We start from the raw sequence: 18871 nt of genomic DNA on the forward strand, positions 1-18871 counted from the left end.
AATGGACGAAGCGGTGGCAAGGGCAAGCCCCGCCGCCGCCGAGCGGCGCAGTGCGCCACGGCGATTCACTGGATGTGCCCCCGTCGGTCGTCGACCAGGCCCGGTGGGCGGTCGGACGGATACTGGATCGTCCCGCCTCCAACTGCGAAGCAGCGGGCTGATGGACGTCCCCACATCATGGACGAACCTCGCTGGCACCGCGTCCACCGTTCGGTCGAGACGTGAGCGTTTCGACGTACGGCCGTCGCCGTGGGACGGGCCACGGTGGACCTCGGGCGCCAGCCGGGCACACCCAGCGCGGCTGATCAGTCGCGGATGCCCTCGTCGCGGGCCCAGCGCAGCAACTCCGCCTCGGCCGTGTCGCGATCCAGCGGCCCATGCTCCAGCCGCAGGTCCTTCAGGTGCTTCCAGGCGCGTCCCACCACCGGTCCGGGCGGCACACCCAACAGCTCCATGATCGCGTTTCCGTCGAGGTCGGGCCGGACCCGGGCGAGATCCTCCTCGGCGGCGATCCGGGTGATCCGCTCCTCCAACGCGTCGTAGTCCGCCGCCAGCTGGGCCGCCTTCCGCCGGTTGCGGGTCGTGCAGTCCGAGCGGGTCAGCTTGTGCAGCCGGGGCAGCAGGTCACCGGCGTCGGTGACGTAGCGGCGCACCGCCGAATCCGTCCATTCGCCCCGGCCGTACCCGTAGAAGCGCAGGTGCAGCCCGACCAGAGTGGTCACCTTCGTGGTGACGTCCTTGGGGTAGCGCAGCGCCTTCATCCGCGCCTTCGTCAACCGGGCGCCGACGACCTCGTGGTGGTGGAAGCTGACCCGTCCGTCCGGGCCGATCGCCTTCGTCGCCGGCTTGCCCACGTCGTGCATCAGCGCGGCCATCCGGAGGATGAAGTCCGGTCCGTCCGCCTCGTACGAGACGGCGTTGCTGACCACCGTGAGGGTGTGCTCGTAGACGTCCTTGTGTTGGGCGTGCTCGTCGATCTCCAACTTGAGCCCGGCCAACTCGGGCAGGAAGCGCTCGGCCAGCCCGGTGTCGACGAGCAGCCGCAGGCCGGCGATCGGGTCCGCGCCACAGAGCAGCTTGGTGAACTCGTCGCGGATCCGCTCGGCGGTGATCCGGTCCAGATCGGTCGCCATCCTGGTCATCGCCGCCCGCACGTCCGGGTGGACCGCGAAGCGCAACTGCGCGGCGAAACGGGCGGCCCGCAGCATGCGCAGTGGGTCGTCGCCGAACGACTCGGCAGGCGTACCCGGGGTACGCACGATCTTCGCGGCCAGGTCGGCCAGCCCGCCGTACGGGTCGGTGAACCGGTGCTCCGGGACGCTCACCGCCATCGCGTTGACGGTGAAGTCCCGCCGGCGCAGGTCTTCCGCCAGGCTGGTGCCGTACGCGACCACCGGGTTGCGACTGACCTGGTCGTACGACTCGGCGCGAAAAGTGGTGATCTCCAGTCGCAGGCCACCGTGCTGGCAGCCGATGGTGCCGAACTCGCGCCCGGTCTCCCAGATCGCCTCGGCCCAGCCCCGCACCACGTCGAGCGTCTGGTCCGGGTGCGCGTCGGTGCAGAAGTCGAGATCCTCACCGAGCCGGCCGAGTAGGGCGTCGCGTACCGAACCACCTACGAGGTGCAGTTCGTGACCGGCGGCGGCGAATCGGCGGCCCAACTCGTCGGCCACCGGGGATACCCGGAGCAGTTCGGCGACGGCGTTGCGCTGCGCGGCGGTGAGATCGCGGCGGTCGGTGGCGTGGGATGCGGCGGCTTCGGACATCGGATCCGCAGCCTATCGGTCCTGGCCGGCATCTCCTCCGCCGGGCGCGGGTAACGGTCGACGGTTGACTAAGGTCTGTGGCGTGCGGGCCGGTGCCGGCTCCGGCGTACCCCATGGAGGCACAGATGAGCGGCGGGCTCTACCGCAGCGCGAACGCCCAGCAGGGCGGCGCGCCCGGCGGCTGGCCCGGTGACGGAGCCACGTTCATCTCCGCCGAACCGTTGAACCAGCCGGCGGCCGAGGCCGTCGCGCCGCCCCAGGAGCAGGTGGCGGAGAGCAGCGTCGCCGCGAACAGCGCGATCATGGCGATCGGCAGCCTGGTCAGCCGGGGTACGGGTTTCCTCCGCAACCTCATGATCGGCGCGGCCCTCGGCAACCTGATCGGCAACGTCTTCACCACCGCCATGTTCCTGCCGCAGCAGGTGTACGAGTTCCTGCTCGGCGGCATCCTGACCAGCGTGCTCATTCCGGTGCTGGTCCGCCGGAGCAAGCTGGACTCCGACCGGGGCCAGGCGTACGCGCAGCGGCTGTTGACCCTGGCGGTGGTCGCGCTCGCGGTGACCGTGCTGATCGCGGTGAGCGGTGCGTCAGTGCTCACCAGCCTCTACGCCAGCGGCAAGGACTCCGAGTACACGGACCTGGTCACCCGGCTGTCGTACCTGATGCTGCCGATGCTCTTCTTCACCGGCATCAGCGCACTCATCGCAGCCATCCTGAACACCCGGGGCCACTTCGCGGCGCCGATGTGGGCGCCCATTCTGAACAATCTGGTCGCCATCGCCACCTTCGGCACGTACATCGTGGTCTTCGGCGCCCAGGCCCGGCAGCCCGCCGACGTGGGACTGAACCAGGTCCTCCTGATCGGTGGGGGGACGCTGCTCGGCGTCGCGGTGCAGGCCGCCGGTCTGCTGCCGGCACTGCGCAAGGTCGGCTTCCGGTGGAAGCTGCGGTTCGACTTCCGGGAACTCGGGCTGCGTGAACTGGCCCGACTCGGCGGCTGGATGTTCTGCTACGTGGCGGTCAACCAGCTCGGCCTCTTCGTGGTCGTCAACCTGCTGACCCGAGCGGCGGGCGAGGACAACGCCGGCCTGCTGATCTACAACAACGTCTTCCTGCTGCTGATGATGGCGCACGGCATCATCGCTGTCTCGATCATCACGGCGCTGATGCCCCGGATGAGCGCCGCCGCCGCAGACGGTCGATTCCACGACTTCACAAGTGACCTGAGCCGGGGTACGCGGACCGTCAGCGCGGTGCTCGCCCCGATCGCGGTCTGCTACGCCGTGTTGGCCACCCCGATCTCGGTGGTGGTCTTCCGCTACGGGGCCTTCAGCGCCGACAACGCGGTAGCCACGTCGACCGTGCTGCTGGTCGCCGCGATCGGGCTGGTCCCGTTCGCGATCAGTCAGCTGTTCACCTTCGCCTTCTACGCGCTGCCGGACACCCGGATGCCGGCACTGATCAACATTCCGGTGGTGGCGCTGCGGGTCGGGGTGCAGATCGCGCTCTTCCTGATCTTCTCGCCGAGCTTCACGGGAGCCGGGATGATGATCGGCAACACGGTCTCCTACCTGGCCGCCGCCATCGCCTCGGCCTGGCTGCTGCGCCCCCGGGTGGGTCAGATCGGGCTGGGCGCGATCCTGCGTACCCTCGGCCGGGTGACCGTCGCCGCGGTCGGTGCGGCGCTGGTCGGGCTGCTGGTGGTCGTTCTCCTGCCCGGCGGCGACACGCCGACCTGGTTGGAGGCGATGGTGCAGCTGCTCGTCGGTGGCGCGGTGATCGGCGGTACCTACCTCGGCCTGGCGACCGTGCTGCGGATTTCCGAGATCACCGAGGTGGTCGGCATGGTCCGCCGCCGGCTCGGCCGCTGACCCCACCCGGCCCGGTGTGCACCCAGCGTGACCAACGATCACCAGGCTGGGGATGTACCTGTGGATAACTCCGCGCGCCGCCGCTCAACTGACGGATCAGCCTGTGGATAACCAACCGGACGGCCGAGTATGCCCGCCCGTTTGACGGGGAATCTCGCGCTGCCGAACTCGCCGATGCGACCGGTTCCGCCCCGGCCGGAGCCGGTTGTGGTCAACCTCTAGATTGGCTGGTACATGTACCAGCAACGGGGCCGACAACGGTGCTAACGGGACGAGTCCGCCGACCGCTGACCTCGCCGCCACCGGACGGCGGGAAGATGACATGTCGGGGACCGGGCCATCCCGGGTAAGGTCGCACTCGACGGGTACGGCAGACACCGGCACGCAGCACCCTGCTGCGACCGGCCGGCCGGTACCAGACGAAGCCGGAGCGGGAAGCAGATGCCCAGCAGCGCGGGTCCATCGATCGACACGATCACCGAGGGAGGACGGGTGACCCAGGTCGGCGAGGGTCAGGACGCGGACGAGACCACTCCGCCGGTCATGACCTTCGGTGCTCCGACGGCCGGTGAGATCCTCGCCGAACGTTACGAACTGGTCGAGCACATCAACAACGACAGCGCCGGCCGGCTGGTCTGGCGCGGGGTCGACGTCGTGCTGCGCCGGCCCGTCGCGGTCGTCATGCGCTACCCGGGCGGCGAGTCCGCCACCGAGATGCTTCAGGCCGCGGTCGCCGCCAGCCGGGTCGTACACCCCAACCTCGTCGGGGTGTACGACGCCATCGACGAAGCCGAGCGGGCCTACGTGGTGCGCGAGTGGGTCGACGGTCAGTCGCTGCGGGACCTTGTCGCGGGTGGGCCGTTGGACGCCGCCCGCGCGACCGCCGTCGGTAACTCCGTCGCCAGCGCCCTGGCCGCCGTGCACGCCACCGGCATGGTGCACGGCAACGTGCATCCGGGCACGGTGATGATCAGCGATGACGGCCGGGTGGTGCTGGCGGACGCCCGTACCGACGGTGACGACAGCCAGGAGAGTGACGTCCGGGCCGTCGGCGGCATCCTCTACTTCGCGATGACCGGCTACTGGCCGCACGCCGAGGTGCCGCTGCGCGGTGCCACCGCCGGGCACGGACGGGCGGCGATTCCCGACGCGGTACGCGATGCCAACGGTGCGGTCGCGGCGCCCCGTCAGGTGCGGGCCGGTGTGCCGGCCTACCTGGACGACCTGACCATGGATCTGCTCGACGCCGAGATCGCCCCGCCCCCGTCGGACGTGCTGACGGCCGAGTTGGCCCGGCTCGACGTGCCGGATGACGATTACCTCGACAACAGTGGCCCGCTGCGGTTCGCCGGCGAGACCGGCGAGGAGCCGTCACCGTTGGCCGCGGCCGGCGGGCGCAAGGTCGCCCTGGGCATCGCCGGGCTGCTGGCGGTGGCACTGATCGGGCTGCTCATCGGGATCAGCACGCTCGGCGACGACGGCGAAGATCCGCAGACCAACCCCGTCGCCGCGCCGACCTCCAGCGCGCCGGTGAGTTCGGAGCCGGCACCGCCCGCGGCACAGAACCTCCAGATCAGCGGTGCCCGGATCATCGATCCCGACAGCCGCAACCGCAGTGAGGTCCGCGACGCCGAGAAGGTCTTCGACGGCAACCAGGACGACGGCTGGTCGACCGAGACCTACCCGAGCAGCAATTTCGGCAACTTCAAGCGGGGCATGGGCGTCTGGATCGACCTCGGCGCCGAGCGGACCGTCAAGTCGGTGCAGGTCAACCTCTCCAGCACCGGAGCCTCGGCAGAACTGCTCACCGGCACCACCGACGCACCCTCCTCCGATGCCGGCGACGAAAAGATCGTCACCGACTACCTGAAGGACAAGAACCGGATCGGGCAGCCCTTCGAGGAGCACGACGGCACCACGATGACCTTTGACGGCTTCGACGCCGACAAGAAGTACCGCTACCTGTTGTTCTGGATCACCGATCTGCCGTCCGGCGGCAACGGCTTCAAGGTCGGCGTCCAGGAGATCACGGTCCAGGGGTCATGAGACACCAGCACGGCGGCAGCCACCGGGTCGGGTGATGGAGGTACGCGACGCCGGAGGCGACCACATGGGCGCCGCTTCCGTGGACGGCACGGTGAGCGATCTCGATCTGCTGCGCGCCCATGTCGCCGGGAACCGGGACGCCTTCGGCGAGTTGTTCCGCCGGCACCGGGACCGGCTCTGGGCGGTCGCCCTGCGTACGCTCGGCGACCGTGAGGAGGCCGCGGACGCCCTCCAGGACGCGCTGCTGTCCGCCCATCGCGCGGCCGGCCGGTTCCGGGGTGACTCGGCGGTCACCACCTGGTTGCACCGGATCGTGGTAAACGCCTGCCTCGACCGGATCCGCCGACGGCGGGCTCACCCGACGGTGCCGTTACCCGACGGAGTGCACGGCCCCGAGAACGGTCCGGCCACCGGCGGCGTGGAGCCGGCCGCACCGGAACGCGACCACGATACGGCGATGGTCGTCCGGGACGCCCTGGCCGCGTTGCCACTGGAGCAGCGGGCCGCCCTCGTGCTGGTGGACGTGCAGGGCTACCCGGTCGCCGAGGTCGCGCGGATCCTCGGTGTCGCCGAAGGGACGGTCAAGAGTCGCTGCGCCCGGGGCCGTGCCCGGCTCGCGGTCACGCTCGGCCACCTGCGGCCGGGCGCCGGGCCGGCGAGCGCTTCCCGCGCGGACGTGCCGGACGTCACCGGCGGGAACCCGAAGGAGCCGTCGGGCGTCCGATCGGGGTCGGGGCGGTCCCGACCGACCGCCAACCAGCAGGAGGAAGCGTGAGCGCCGGGGAGTTCAGCGCGGTCGATCACGACCTGCTCGCCGACTACCTCGGCGGCGCACTGGACGGCACCCCCGAGCACGCCGAGATCGCCCGACGGGTGGCGCAGGACCCGGCGTGGGCCCGCGCCCACGCTCGTCTGGCCCCGGCCATGGACAGCGTCCGGGCCGAGCTGGCCGGGTTGGGTGAGCCGACGCTTGAGCTTCCGCCGGAGGTCACCGACCGGATCAGCGCTGCTCTCGCCGCTGCCGATCCGCTCACCGCACCTACCGCCGAGGTCGCGCCGACGACAGCGGCTGCCGAGCACTCGGAGCAGGCGCCAGCGGCCACCGGCGACGGGATTGCCGCCGTCGACGAGCCCGGCCTGACGCCGACCGGCGGGAAGGTGACGGTCGTACCGACCCAGCCGCTGGGTGGTCCCCGGCGACCCGGTGGGCCGCTGCGACCGGGGCAGGATCGGACCTCGTCGTCACGGCCGGGGTCGCGACGTCGCCGCTGGGCGCGGGTTGCCGGGCCGGTTGCCCTCGCCACCGCCGCCGTGGTCGGTCTGGGTGCGCTTCAACTGTTCCAGCCCGGCAGGGGGGGCGATGTCGCCACCGACACCGCCCTGAACGACCCGGTCGTCAGTCCCGCAGTGCCGCACGCGTTCCCACCGGGCTCCGGGGGGCAGCCCGACACGAAGTCGGCGCCCGAACGCGCCGCCGCGGCGAGCGGTGCTGCGTACCGGGTCGTCGACCCCCCGCAGCGCAGCGACACCGACTACACGCCGGAGTCGCTGGCCCGCCCGATGTCGAGCGTCCGGCAGTTCTCCAGCAGTGGTGATCCGGGACTCGGTGCGGAGAACCAGGAGCGTCTGGCCGGCCCGGGCGATCTGGCCCGGCTCGGCGACCAGACGGCGCTGAGCGCCTGCCTCGCCGAGATCGGTGCGGAACACGGCGGCGGACCGCTGGTCTTCGAGTTCATCGACTACGCCCGCTTCCAGGGGCTGCCGGCGCTGGTCCTCCGGTTCACCGATGCATCCGGCACGAACTGGGCGTGGGTCAGCGGCCCGGAGTGCGGGGTGCCTGGGTCCGGCTCGGACGCGCGTTACCGTACGCGGGTAGGGTGATCCTGCGGTCGCTGGACTTTTGACCGTCCACGTGACCTGACCCACCGGGTGGCCGACTCGGGAATTCCCGCTTCGTACGATGACGTTCTGCACATCAGTTGCCGCCGCGTCGGCACTCGGATCGGCATCGGCGGGTACGCCGGTGACGACAGTCAACACGATTGGGAGACGGCAGTGGACGAGGTCCGCAACCTGGTCATCATCGGCTCCGGGCCGGCCGGTTACACGGCGGCGGTCTACGCGGCGCGTGCCAACCTCAAGCCACTGGTGATCGAGGGCGTGCAGTCCGGCGGCGCGCTGATGACCACCACCGAGGTGGAGAACTTCCCCGGTTTCGCCGACGGCATCCTCGGCCCCGAGCTGATGGACAACATGCGTAAGCAGGCCGAGCGGTTCGGCGCCGAGTTCCTGACCGACGACGTCACCCGGGTCGAGCTGACCGACACCGGTCACCCCGGCGCGCTGAGCACCGTCTGGGTCGGCGAGACCGCGTACCGTGCCCGGGCCGTGATCCTCGCCACGGGTTCCGCCTGGCGCCCGCTCGGCGTACCCGGCGAGCAGGAGTACCTGGGCCACGGCGTCTCCTCCTGCGCCACCTGTGACGGTTTCTTCTTCCGCAACCAGCACATCGTGGTCGTCGGTGGTGGCGACTCGGCGATGGAGGAGGCCAGCTTCCTGACCCGCTTCGCCGACTCGGTGACGATCCTGCACCGCCGGGACTCGTTCCGGGCGAGCAAGATCATGGCGGAGCGGGCACTGAGCAACGACAAGATCAAGGTCGAGTGGAACACCGTGGTGGAGGAGGTGCTCGGCGCGGACGGCAAGGTTTCCGGCGTACGGGTGCGCAACGTCCACACCGGCGAGGCCAAGGTGCTCGACGTCACCGGCGTGTTCGTGGCGATCGGCCACGACCCGCGCAGCGAGCTGTTCCGGGGACAGGTGGAGATGGACGACGAGGGGTACGTGAAGGTGCAGGCCCCCAGCACCCGGACCAGCATCCCTGGCGTCTTCGCCGCCGGTGACCTGGTCGACCACACGTACCGGCAGGCGATCACCGCGGCCGGGACCGGCTGCGCGGCCGCCCTGGACGCGGAACGCTTCATCGCCACGCTGCCCAAGGGCTGAAGACACAACGCAGGAGGAGGGTCAAAGTGGGAGCAACCAAGTCGGTCACCGACGCAAGCTTCGCCGCAGACGTGCTGAAGTCCGACAAGCCGGTCCTGGTGGATTTCTGGGCCGAGTGGTGTGGGCCGTGCCGCAAGGTGTCGCCGCTGCTGGAGGAGATCGCCGGTGAGATGGGCGACCAGGTCAGCATCGTCAAGCTCAACATCGACGAGAACCCGGAGACCGCCCGGACGTACCGGGTGATGTCGGTGCCGACCCTCACCGTGTTCAAGAACGGTGAGCCGGTGCAGTCGATCGCCGGTGCCAAGCCCAAGGGCGAACTGGTCAAGCTGATCGAATCGGCGCTCTGACCCCAGCGACGACGTCGCCGTCGACCCCGTGCCGGGCCCACCGGCACGGGGTCGACGCGTTTTTGGCCGCCCGCCACCCCAGCGGATCGCCCAGCGCATAACCTCGAACCGGGGCCGCCGGACGCCGGTGAGCACCTGGTCCCCGCCCGCGGCAGCCACCCGTCGGCGGGGTCCGGCAGCCACCGACCGTGCAGAGGGGGTCGTGCGTGCGTCCGATCCGTCCCGGTGACCGGGGACCCGCAGTGATCGAGATCCGTGCCGTGTTGACCGGTCTCGACCTGCTGTCAAAGGCGACCGGCCCGCACAGCGACGAGTTCGACCCGGCGACCGAACGGGCGGTCCGCGCGTTCCAGCAGTCGCGGGGGCTCAGCGTCGACGGCCGGGTCGGCGCCGAGACCTGGCGGGCCCTCGACGCCGCTCGCTGGCGGCTGGGCGCCCGCACCCTCTACCACGCGGTGCCGGTGCCGCTGACCGGCGAGGATGTCCGGTCGCTCCAGGAACGGCTGCTGGAGATGGGGTACGACACCGGCGGGGCCGACGCCATCTACGGCATCCGCACCTCGCGGGCGGTGGCCCAGTTCCAGCGTGAGGTGGGACTCGTCCCGGACGGCACCTGCGGCCCGCACACGATGGGCGCCCTGCGCCGGCTGGGGCGCAAGGTGGTCGGCGGCCGGCCGCAGTGGTTGCGCGAGTCCGACGCCATCCGGCAGTCCGGCCCGACCCTGGTCGGTCGGACAGTGGTGATCGACCCGGGCCATGGCGGAACCGACCCGGGTGTGGTGGTGGCGGACGGCCCGCTGCGCTGGACCGAGGCGGACCTGATGCACGATCTGGCCAGCCGGCTGGAGGGACGCCTCGCCGCGTCGGGGGTACGGGTGCAACTCACCCGGGGACCGTCGCCGGAGACCTGCCTGCCCGACATCGACCGGGCGCAGCTGGCCAACTCGCTCGGCGCCGACGTGTTCATCTCGCTGCACACCGACGGCCATGCCAACCCGATGGCCGAGGGCGTCGCCACGTACCACTACGGCACCGACAACGGGGTCACCTCGGCGACCGGTGAACGGCTGGCCGGGCTGGTCCAGCGGGAGATCGTGGCGCGTACCGGGCTGCGGGACTGCCGTACCCACGCCAAGGCATGGGACCTGCTCCGGATCACCCGGATGCCGGCGGTCCGCGTCGAGGTCGGCTACCTCACCTCGCCGACGGACCTGGAACGGCTGATCGCTCCCCGGTTCCGGGACACGCTCGTCGAGGCGATGGTGGCTGCGGTGCAGCGGATGTACCTGCCGATCGAACGCGACGTGCCGACCGGCTCGATCGACGTCAGCGAGCTGCGGGCCGCGGTCGCCGCCGGCACCGTGGTGGACTGAGCGGCTCCGCCGGACTGGACAAGGAAGGCCGGCTGCGGCTGGGGCCGCCGACGCCGGACGTCGGCCGGTCAGGCGTCAGGGCGCGGTCAGCCGATCGTGGAGCGGGTGGCCGGTGTCGGTCGGACCGGACGCAGCAACGTCTCCGGGCTCATCGAGCCGAGCAGCTTCTCCAGCGCGTACTCGACGTCGGACTTCCAGCTCAACGCCGTGCGCAGTTCCAGCCGTAGCCGCGGGAACCGCGGATGCGGGCGAACCGTCTTGAAGCCCACCGAGAGGAAGAAGTCGGCGGGGGCCACGCACGCTCCGCCCGGATCGGCGGAGTCACCGAACTTCGCATCGCCGAACGCCTCGATGGCCTTGATCCCCCGCTTGGTCAGATCGCGGGCCACCCCCTGCACCAGCATCCGGCCGAGGCCGCCGCCAGCGAAAGCAGGCACCACGTTCGCGGTCATCAGCAGCGCCGCGTCGGCGGAGACCGGGGACGTCGGGAAGGCCATCGACCGGGGCACGTAGGCCGGCGGGGCGTACATGACGAACCCGGCTGGCATCCCGTCGACGTAGATCAGCTTGCCGCAGGAACCCCATTCGAGCAGCGTCTGCGAGACCCAGGCCTCCTTCTCCAGCCCAGGGTCGCCGGCGGCGCAGGCGCGGTCCGCGGAAACCGGATCAAGCTCCCAGTACACACATTGGCGGCAGGGCCGGGGCAGGTCCTCCAGGGTGTCCAGGGTCAGGCTGACCAGACGTCGCGACATTGGCGCTTCCCCACACTAGGCTCGGAGGTGGGACTGGCCCGGACGGCACCGCCGCCGCGGCGGCCCCAGTGGCACCGCCGCCCCAGCGGCCCGAGTGGCACCGCCGTGTTCCTGCCCCCGACGAGCGATCGTACGCCGCCGCCCGCCGGCAGGGGAGAGTAAGCATGAACGTCCACCTCAGGGATGCCGGCTCCGGGTCCGCCATCTGGACGCACGAATAATCAGGGGCGCGTAGGGGTGTCCAAGGCGGCTACGATCGACATCCGGCGCGCCGTACGCCATGGTCGCCGGTGTCCTGGGTATCCGGGATCGGAGCCGTCCGAGCAGCCATCGGGGTGATGTGATGACCGGCACGACACTCGACGACTACACCGACCGGTACGCCCGCCGGGTCCGGGGCATGACGGCGTCGGAGATCAGAGCCCTGTTCGCGGTCGCCAGCCGACCGGAGGTCGTCTCCCTTGCCGGTGGCGCGCCGTACATCGCCGCGCTGCCGCTGGATGCCGTCGGCGAGATGCTCGGCCGGCTCGGCGCCGAGCACGGCAGCACCACCCTGCAGTACGGCATCGGTCAGGGCACCCTGGAGCTGCGCGAGCGGATCTGCGAGGTGATGGCCCTGTCCGGCATCGACGCCGCCTGCGGTGCCTCCCCGGAGGACGTGGTGGTGACCGTGGGTGGGCAGCAGGCGCTCGACCTGGTGGCCCGCCTCTTCCTGGACCCGGGTGACGTGGTGCTCGCCGAGGGGCCGACCTACGTCGGCGCACTCGGGGTGTTCCAGGCCGCCCAGGCGCAGGTCGTGCACGTGCCGATGGATGACGACGGGCTGATCCCGGCCGCACTTGAGCTCGCCATCGCGGAGCAGGCCCGGGCCGGACGCCGGGTGAAGTTCCTCTACACGATTCCCACCTTCCAGAACCCGACCGGTGTGACGCTCACCGAGCAGCGACGGGAACAGGTCCTCGACATCTGCGAGCGCGCCGGGCTGCTGGTGGTCGAGGACGACCCGTACGGCCAGTTGGGCTTCGAGAGCGAGGCGCCCGCGCCGCTGCGGGCGCGGCGGCGGGACGGGGTCTTCTACCTCAGCACCTTCTCCAAGACGTTCGCGCCGGGGCTGCGGGTCGGCTGGATCCTCGCGCCGCATGCGGTGCGCGACAAGCTGGTGATCGCCAGCGAGGCGCAGATTCTCTGCCCCAGCGCGTACGCGCAGGCCGCCGTCAGCACGTACCTCGGCACCATGCCCTGGCGTGAGCAGCTGAAGGTCTACCGGGAGGTCTACCGGGAGCGGCGGGACGCGATGCTCACCGCACTTGGGGACCTGATGCCGGCCGGCACCCGCTGGACCGTACCCGGCGGTGGGCTGTTCGTCTGGGCCACGCTGCCCGACGGGCTGGACTCGAAGGCGATGATGCCCCGGGCCATCGCCGCCCGGGTCGCCTACGTGCCCGGCACCGGTTTCTACGCCGACGGCAGCGGCAACGGTCACATGCGGCTCAACTTCTCGTTCCCGGCACCGGAACGGATCCGGGAGGGCGTACGCCGGTTGGCCAGCGTGATGGAGCAGGACATCGCCATGCGGCGGGTGTTCGGTGCGGTGGGCGGGGCTGGCGCGCGGCGCGGCAGGACCGGCTGGGACGCGCCAGGACCAGACTTGGCATGATGCCCGGCATGGGTGTCACCGCTGCCGAAGAACCCGCCGTGTCGGGCCCCGAGACCACCGATCTCCACGTGCTCGTGCTCGCCGGTGGCCTGTCGTACGAACGTGACGTGTCGCTGCGCTCGGGCCGCCGGGTGCTCGACGCGCTACGCGCCATCGGGATGCAGGCCGAACTGCGCGACGCCGACGTCGCCCTGCTACCGGCCCTGGTCGCTGATCCACCCGACGCCGTGGTGATCGCCCTGCACGGCGCCACCGGCGAGGACGGGTCGCTGCGCGGAGTCCTGGACCTGTGCGGTGTGCCGTACGTCGGCTGCGACGCGCGGGCTTCCCGCCTCGCCTGGGACAAGCCGTCGGCCAAGGCCGTGCTCCGGGAGGCCGGCATCGCCACGCCCGACTGGGTCGCCCTGCCACACGACCGGTTCAGCGAACTCGGCGCGGTGGCCGTGCTGGACCGCATCGTCGACCGGTTGGGGCTACCGCTCATGGTGAAGCCGGCCCAGGGCGGTTCCGGCCTGGGCGCCGCCGTGGTCCGAGATGCGGCGTCGCTGCCGGCTGCCATGGTGGGTTGTTTCGCGTACGACTCGACGGCGCTCGTCGAACGGTACGTTCCCGGCATGGACGTGGCCGTCTCCGTCGTCGACCTCGGCGACGGAGCGCAGGCGCTACCCGCAGTGGAGATCGTGCCCCGCAACGGGGTGTACGACTACGCAGCCCGTTACACCGCGGGCCGGACGACCTGGCACACCCCGGCCCGTCTGGAACCTGCGGTCGCCGAATCGGTGGCTCAGGTCGCCCTGGCCGCCCATACCGCCCTCGGCCTGCGTGACCTCAGCCGGGTCGACCTGATCGTCGACTCGACCGGTCAGCCGCACGTACTCGAGGTCAACGTCTCGCCGGGCATGACCGAGACGTCGCTGTTGCCGCTCGCGGTCCAGGCCGCCGGCCTCGACTTCGGCGGCATGATCAGCAACCTGGTCGCCCGCGCCGCGGCCCGCTGAGCCCCAGCCGGCACGACACCCGCCGACCGAACTCGCGATTCCACGGGATCACCTTTGGGCGGCGGCCCACCGACCTCAGACGGATCAGAGCGATCGGTGGGCGTGCTGCGTCCAACGGTAGACCCGGTCGGTCGCAGTGCCGTGGAGACGAGGCAGCTCCTCCGGCCGGGTGACGATGGCGGCTGTGCCGGCGTAGGCCTTGCTGACCAGCGCGGCCCGGCCCCTGCGGTCCTATCGCTGCCCGTCCTTGGCGCCCGGCTTACCGGACGACGCCGTCCGCTCCGCCTGAGTGTCTTCGGCCTCGACCGCCTCCACCGCTTCCCCCCGGTGTGCGCTGCTGGCGTCTGCGGTGGTTTCGGCGCCCGGGGTGGTCGCGGACTGTGCTGCGTTGTCGGCGTTCTCACTCTTCAATGCTGGGCCTGCCGCCTCGGAAGCCGGCTGCGTCGTTCGCTCGGGCCCTGCCGCCTCGGCCGCATCCGCTTTCGTCTCTCGCTGCGGTGCCGCGTCGATCGGCTCATCCGGCACCGAGCCGCTCTCCTGGACCGGAATCGGTGCGTCCGGCGGCTCCGAGCTGACACCAACTCCCGGAGCGTCAGGCGGCTCAGCCGTCTCGCCGATGGCGTCCAGCAGCGACCCCCCTTCTGCCGGCTTCGTCTCGGTGGGCGAGGCCGACTGCGCCGCCAGACTGGACGGTGCCTGCCATTGAATGCGCGGCGGTTCGGCGAGTGGCCGCCCACCGAACTCGGCCAGCCAGGCCGCAACGAGCGCGAGGTTCTCCCGCCACTGCTCCTCGGATATCGGCGGCAGGATCGAGTCCCAGAGCGAGAGGAAGGTGCCCCGAAGCTGGAGCCGACCGTACGGCCGGGCAAGGAACCACATGTGGAGATGGGCGGACCCGTCGCCCCACCGGTTGACGTGTACGCGGGCCACGCCGTCCAGCGACCGGATGGCCCGTTCGAGTCGTACCGTCATCACGCCCAACTCGGCGGCGAGCAGGTTCGGTAGGTCACCGAGGTCGAGGTGCGACCGAGACTCCAGGATGAGGACCATGGGTAGCCCGGTCGGTCGGTCCATGGCCCGCACGCGCCATCGTTCACCGACCCAGATGTAGGCGTCGTCGGGTGCCTGACAGGCAGTGCATTCTCGGTGAGCCTCACCCTTGCGAGGTGGCTCGACAGAGACCGGATCGGCGAGTGGCTTGACCCGGAGGTCGCCCTCGAACGGGAAGGACGGCCACTGGGTGAAGTCCGGGACTGAGGGAGGGGTGTCGTGCACGACGCTGACCCTAACGGAGTCTGGGACCACTGTCCCTACCCGAATCGGGTTCGACTCCTCGGCGGGCTCGAACGGCGGGGACCAGATCGCCGGATAGTTCTCCCCAGAGTTATCCACAGGCTGCCGGGTTGCCGCATCGCTACCGCTGTCCCGGTACGACAAGGGGTTTCGGGCTACGTTTCACGTGAAACAGCTTGAGCCTGTGGACAACCGGTGTGGATAACTCAGCAGCCGAGCGCTACCGGGGTAGTCGGCTGTCACCCTGTCGTACGCTCGGTCGGGCGGCGGCCCACTCACCCGGGCCGATCGTCGTTTCACGTGAAACGACGGCTCGCCCGACGGTCGAGTGCCCCGGCCCGCCGGGCGTCTCGACCGGGTCGACCTGGCGGCGGCGCCTGGCGCGGCATCCCGTTCACGACCGGCCGGTCCGGCGGCCCGGATCGCCCACCTCCTGATCTCGCCGACACGAAGTAGCCCCACAGCGGGCGCCCGCCCGCAAGCCCGCCCACGGCCTGGCCGAGCCACCTCCTCGGTAGACGAGCGGTGTGGCGATCGACGCCCCCGACCGTCAGTCGTGCCGGCCGGTGTGGTCACCCGACCGGATCCCGCGTGGCGCGGGACGACACTCCTCGCACCCCGGGTGATGGCCGCCAGACACCGATGAGCAGAGCGTGGACGGACTGCCGCCTAGGGCAGTGCCAGACGGCGGGTGGATCTCAGCGATGGTCGAACCGTGCGCTGCTGCCAGTCGGGTTGATCGGTCGCGGAACAGCGGCATGTGCGTGCGTGCTGTCTTCGCCGGCACGGAGCGCCACCCGGCAAGCGTCTGCCACCGGCCAGCCGAACTCAAGGGCAGGATTCCGGCGACTCCAACGCCATCGTGTTTCACGTGAAACATGGCCCGGCCTCCCCTGCCGGAGTTTCCGTTGGGTCTGCCCGTCTGAGGAACGCCCTCCCGAGCCGTTGCCCTAGTGGCCACTCGCGCCCGACTGCCGGTCACGGATTGCGGTATGTCGTGCCGTAGCTTCGGCCCAAGGGCCCGACATGCCGTAAGTCGATGCCTACCGGTGCCGGACGCTGCCGACGGCTCATGGGCATCGGACCGGCACTGAGACGACCAGGCCGCCTCGTCGCGTACACGATGAGGCGGCCTGGTCGGTCCCGTGGATCAGTCTTCCGGGTCTTCGCGCTCCACTCCGATGATGCCGACGATCCGCTCCAGGTCGTCGACGGTCGCGAACTCGATCGTGATCTTGCCCTTGCTCCGCCCGATGTCCACCTTCACCCGGGTGTCGAACCGGTCGGAAAGGCGGTCGGCGAGATCGGTGAGCGCCGGCGCATGTGGCTTCGGGCGACGCTTCGCCGATTCCTTCTTGCCCGGTCCGTCGTTGAGGGCGAGCGCGACGATTTCCTCTGTCGCTCGGACCGACAGGCCCTCGGCGACGATCCGCAGCGCCAGCTGTTCCTGGGTCTCCGGATCCTCCAGGCTCAGCAGCGCCCGGGCGTGCCCGGCGGACAGGACACCTGCCGCGACACGTCGCTGTACCGGCGCCGGCAGGTTCATCAGCCGGATGGTGTTCGAGATCTGCGGCCGGCTGCGACCGATGCGCCGCGCGAGTTCCTCGTGGGTGGCCCCGAACTCCTCCAACAGCTGCTGGTAGGCGGCCGCCTCCTCCAGTGGGTTGAGGTTCGCGCGGTGGATGTTCTCCAGCAGCGCGTCCCGCAGCATCGCGTCGTCCCGGGTGTCACGCACGATCGCCGGGATGTTGTCCCGGCCGACCGCCTGGGCGGCTCGCCACCGGCGCTCGCCCATGACGAGCTCGAACTTCTCGCCGTCGAGTTGCCGCACCACGATCGGCTGGAGAAAGCCGACCTCCTGGATGGAGGTCTTCAACTCCTCCAGGGCCTCCTCGTCGAAGACCTGGCGAGGCTGCTTCGGGTTGGGCACGATCGAGTCGACCGGGATCTCCGCGAAGCGCGCACCGGGCACCGGGCTCAGCATCTCGTCCGGCTCGATGGTGGGGGACGGAACCGGCAGCGGGGCCGGTGTCACCACGGCCGTCGACCCGCTCACTCCCGCCGTCGACGCGCCGACGGCAGCGCCAGCGTCCGGCGCCGGCCCGGTCGGGATGAGCGCCCCCAGGCCCCGCCCCAGGCCGCCCCGTGGACGGTTCTTCATGCCACGCCTCCCAGCGCCTCGTACGCACTACGCATTCCGGCTCACCGGCTCCTTGACGCCCCGCTCGGCAATCTCCTGCGCGGCCTCGAAGTAGCTCGTCGCGCCCCGCGATCCGGGATCGTAGGTCATCACCGACTGGCCGTAGCTGGGTGCCTCGGAGACCCGCACGTTACGCGGGATCACCGCCTGGAGCACCTTGTCCCCGAAGTGGTTGCGGACGTCCTGCTCGACCGCGTCGGCGAGCCGGGTACGGCGGTCGTACATGGTGAGCAGGATCGTGGAGACCTCAAGCCGCGGGTTGAGGTGCTGACGAACCAGGTTGATGTTGTTGATGAGTTGGTTGAGCCCTTCGAGCGCGTAGTACTCACACTGAATAGGTATGAGTACCTCCTGCGCGGCCACCAACGCGTTGACGGTCAACAGGCCGAGCGAGGGCGGGCAGTCGATGAACACGTAGTCGAAGTGCCCCGGATAGGCGCTGATGGCGCGGTCCAACCGCGACTCGCGGGCCACCACGGACACCAGCTCGATCTCGGCACCGGCTAGATCGATGGTGGCCGGTACACACCAGAGGTTGGGGATGCCCTCCACCGCCTGGGTCACGTCCTCCAGCGGCACACTGTTGATCAGGCAGTCATAGACGTCGGGCACGCCGGTGTGGTGTGGCACGTTGAGCCCGGTCGAGGCGTTGCCCTGCGGGTCGAGGTCGACCACGAGCACCCGGTTGCCGTGCAGGGCAAGCGCCACCGCCAGGTTGACCGTGGTCGTGGTCTTGCCCACGCCGCCCTTCTGGTTGGCGACGCACATGACCCGGGTCCGGTCGGGCCGAGGCATGGTCACCTCGCCACTGGGATTCAGGATCTGCACGGCGCGCATCGCCTCCATAGCCAAGGGTGGGTCATCCTCTTCGCGCGTCGGGGTTTCACGTGAAACGTACGCGGTCTCGGTCGCGGCTGACGCGTAGGAACCGTCCGCAGGTGCGGGCGTGTCGGAAGCCGGTCGAGAATCCGGCGCCATCGGAGACGTCGGGGGGTGCACTGCCGCCGCCTCGAAGCGATCGGAGGCGGAGGCGTTCCGACGGATGGGGATCACCCGCGCGTCGGGCGACGCGTTGACCGGGCGACCACTCGCGTCCGCACCGTCGCGTCCCTCGCCGGTCCCCGACCACGGAACACCCGATGTCGGCGCGTTCCGACCGGGCTCCGGTGGGCTCTGCGGCACCTCGGAGGGCCGCCAGTTCGGATATTCGGTTTCACGTGAAACAGGGTCACCAGCTGACCCGTTCGCGCGCGGATCGTCGTACCTGCCGTCGTCATGCACCTGTCATCCCTGCCCGCTTCGGATGGTCGGTCCGCACCCGTCAACCGGGCCACTCGCGTGCTCTCCGCAGAGGTACCGCCCGGTGGGAGCGGTCGGGCCCCGGAGGGAGATCCATCGCCGCCCGCTCCACACTATCGACGCGCGGCCAGCCTACGGCGCACGGGCGCGGCCGGTCCACGTCGGGTTCGTAACGCGCCGGTCGCGCGACGCCCGGCGAATCGGCCATGACCGCCTCGAAACACCGACTCGAATCGAGGTAGACGGCATAGGGACGCAGG

14 protein-coding genes are annotated in these 18871 nt (G+C 70.5%); 9 read left to right on the forward strand and 5 right to left on the reverse strand.

From position 1 onward, the window contains the following. Positions 1-305 precede the first annotated feature (305 nt). On the reverse strand, positions 306-1766 hold the full coding sequence (locus tag KBX00_RS01750) for a CCA tRNA nucleotidyltransferase (protein WP_210822493.1): 1461 nt from the start codon (positions 1764-1766) through the stop codon (positions 306-308). Between the two features lie 125 nt (positions 1767-1891). On the opposite strand from KBX00_RS01750, the gene murJ reads away from it, so the two are divergent. The 7 genes from murJ (at position 1892) to KBX00_RS01785 (ending at position 10412) form a co-directional block, all read left to right on the forward strand. Next, positions 1892-3637, forward strand: coding sequence for a murein biosynthesis integral membrane protein MurJ (murJ, locus tag KBX00_RS01755; protein WP_210822495.1), 1746 nt, complete (start codon positions 1892-1894; stop codon positions 3635-3637). A gap of 441 nt (positions 3638-4078) precedes the next feature. Then, positions 4079-5683 (forward strand): protein kinase family protein, encoded by a 1605-nt coding sequence (locus KBX00_RS01760; RefSeq protein WP_210822497.1) that lies wholly within the window; start codon positions 4079-4081, stop codon positions 5681-5683. A 64-nt stretch (positions 5684-5747) separates the two neighbouring features. Next, positions 5748-6458 carry an RNA polymerase sigma factor SigM gene (gene sigM, locus KBX00_RS01765; protein ID WP_301547139.1) on the forward strand — a complete coding sequence of 237 codons (711 nt, stop codon included), beginning with the start codon at positions 5748-5750 and terminating at the stop codon, positions 6456-6458. Next, positions 6455-7564 carry a hypothetical protein gene (locus KBX00_RS01770; RefSeq protein ID WP_210822501.1) on the forward strand — a complete coding sequence of 370 codons (1110 nt, stop codon included), beginning with the start codon at positions 6455-6457 and terminating at the stop codon, positions 7562-7564. Before sigM ends, KBX00_RS01770 begins: the two co-directional genes overlap by 4 nt. A gap of 174 nt (positions 7565-7738) precedes the next feature. After that, positions 7739-8689, forward strand: coding sequence for a thioredoxin-disulfide reductase (gene trxB / locus KBX00_RS01775; protein WP_210822504.1), 951 nt, complete (start codon positions 7739-7741; stop codon positions 8687-8689). 26 nt (positions 8690-8715) lie between these two features. Further along, positions 8716-9039, forward strand: coding sequence for a thioredoxin (gene trxA, locus KBX00_RS01780; RefSeq protein ID WP_164448776.1), 324 nt, complete (start codon positions 8716-8718; stop codon positions 9037-9039). Between the two features lie 206 nt (positions 9040-9245). Next, complete coding sequence (locus KBX00_RS01785) at positions 9246-10412, forward strand: N-acetylmuramoyl-L-alanine amidase (RefSeq protein WP_210822506.1); 1167 nt, start codon at positions 9246-9248, stop codon at positions 10410-10412. Between the two features lie 86 nt (positions 10413-10498). Here KBX00_RS01785 and KBX00_RS01790 read toward each other — a convergent pair whose 3' ends face one another. Further along, positions 10499-11164, reverse strand: coding sequence for a GNAT family N-acetyltransferase (locus KBX00_RS01790; RefSeq protein WP_210822508.1), 666 nt, complete (start codon positions 11162-11164; stop codon positions 10499-10501). A gap of 343 nt (positions 11165-11507) precedes the next feature. Here KBX00_RS01790 and KBX00_RS01795 point away from each other — a divergent pair, with 343 nt between their 5' ends. After that, on the forward strand, positions 11508-12821 hold the full coding sequence (locus tag KBX00_RS01795) for a PLP-dependent aminotransferase family protein (protein WP_210822509.1): 1314 nt from the start codon (positions 11508-11510) through the stop codon (positions 12819-12821). A gap of 8 nt (positions 12822-12829) precedes the next feature. Then, entirely contained in the window at positions 12830-13819 is a 990-nt protein-coding gene (locus KBX00_RS01800; RefSeq protein ID WP_210822511.1) for a D-alanine--D-alanine ligase, read from the forward strand. Between the two features lie 231 nt (positions 13820-14050). Here the strand turns inward: KBX00_RS01800 and KBX00_RS01805 are convergent, their stop codons facing one another. The 3 genes from KBX00_RS01805 to KBX00_RS01815 form a co-directional block, all read right to left on the reverse strand. Beyond that, a complete protein-coding gene (locus KBX00_RS01805) occupies positions 14051-14869 on the reverse strand; it encodes a hypothetical protein (protein ID WP_301547216.1) in 819 nt (272 codons plus the stop codon). A gap of 1393 nt (positions 14870-16262) precedes the next feature. Continuing rightward, the gene (locus KBX00_RS01810; RefSeq protein WP_210822515.1) at positions 16263-17273 is read right to left on the reverse strand and encodes a ParB/RepB/Spo0J family partition protein; all 1011 of its coding nucleotides are present in this window, start codon (positions 17271-17273) and stop codon (positions 16263-16265) included. A 27-nt stretch (positions 17274-17300) separates the two neighbouring features. Then, positions 17301-18593 (reverse strand): AAA family ATPase, encoded by a 1293-nt coding sequence (locus KBX00_RS01815; protein ID WP_307867943.1) that lies wholly within the window; start codon positions 18591-18593, stop codon positions 17301-17303. Positions 18594-18871: the final 278 nt, after the last annotated feature.

Origin of the sequence: Micromonospora sp. C95, assembly GCF_018070465.1 — a bacterium.
Taxonomy (GTDB): Bacteria; Actinomycetota; Actinomycetes; order Mycobacteriales; family Micromonosporaceae; genus Micromonospora.

What these genes read in the sequence shown, in the direction of transcription:
- KBX00_RS01760 (WP_210822497.1), top strand. Translation starts at nt 4,079, where the DNA reads ATGCCCAGCAGCGCGGGTCCATCGATCGACACGATCACCGAGGGAGGA.
- KBX00_RS01750 (WP_210822493.1), bottom strand. Translation starts at nt 1,766, where the DNA reads ATGTCCGAAGCCGCCGCATCCCACGCCACCGACCGCCGCGATCTCACC.
- murJ (WP_210822495.1), top strand. Translation starts at nt 1,892, where the DNA reads ATGAGCGGCGGGCTCTACCGCAGCGCGAACGCCCAGCAGGGCGGCGCG.
- sigM (WP_301547139.1), top strand. Translation starts at nt 5,748, where the DNA reads ATGGGCGCCGCTTCCGTGGACGGCACGGTGAGCGATCTCGATCTGCTG.
- KBX00_RS01795 (WP_210822509.1), top strand. Translation starts at nt 11,508, where the DNA reads ATGACCGGCACGACACTCGACGACTACACCGACCGGTACGCCCGCCGG.
- KBX00_RS01790 (WP_210822508.1), bottom strand. Translation starts at nt 11,164, where the DNA reads ATGTCGCGACGTCTGGTCAGCCTGACCCTGGACACCCTGGAGGACCTG.
- KBX00_RS01800 (WP_210822511.1), top strand. Translation starts at nt 12,830, where the DNA reads ATGGGTGTCACCGCTGCCGAAGAACCCGCCGTGTCGGGCCCCGAGACC.
- KBX00_RS01805 (WP_301547216.1), bottom strand. Translation starts at nt 14,869, where the DNA reads ATGGTCCTCATCCTGGAGTCTCGGTCGCACCTCGACCTCGGTGACCTA.
- KBX00_RS01810 (WP_210822515.1), bottom strand. Translation starts at nt 17,273, where the DNA reads ATGAAGAACCGTCCACGGGGCGGCCTGGGGCGGGGCCTGGGGGCGCTC.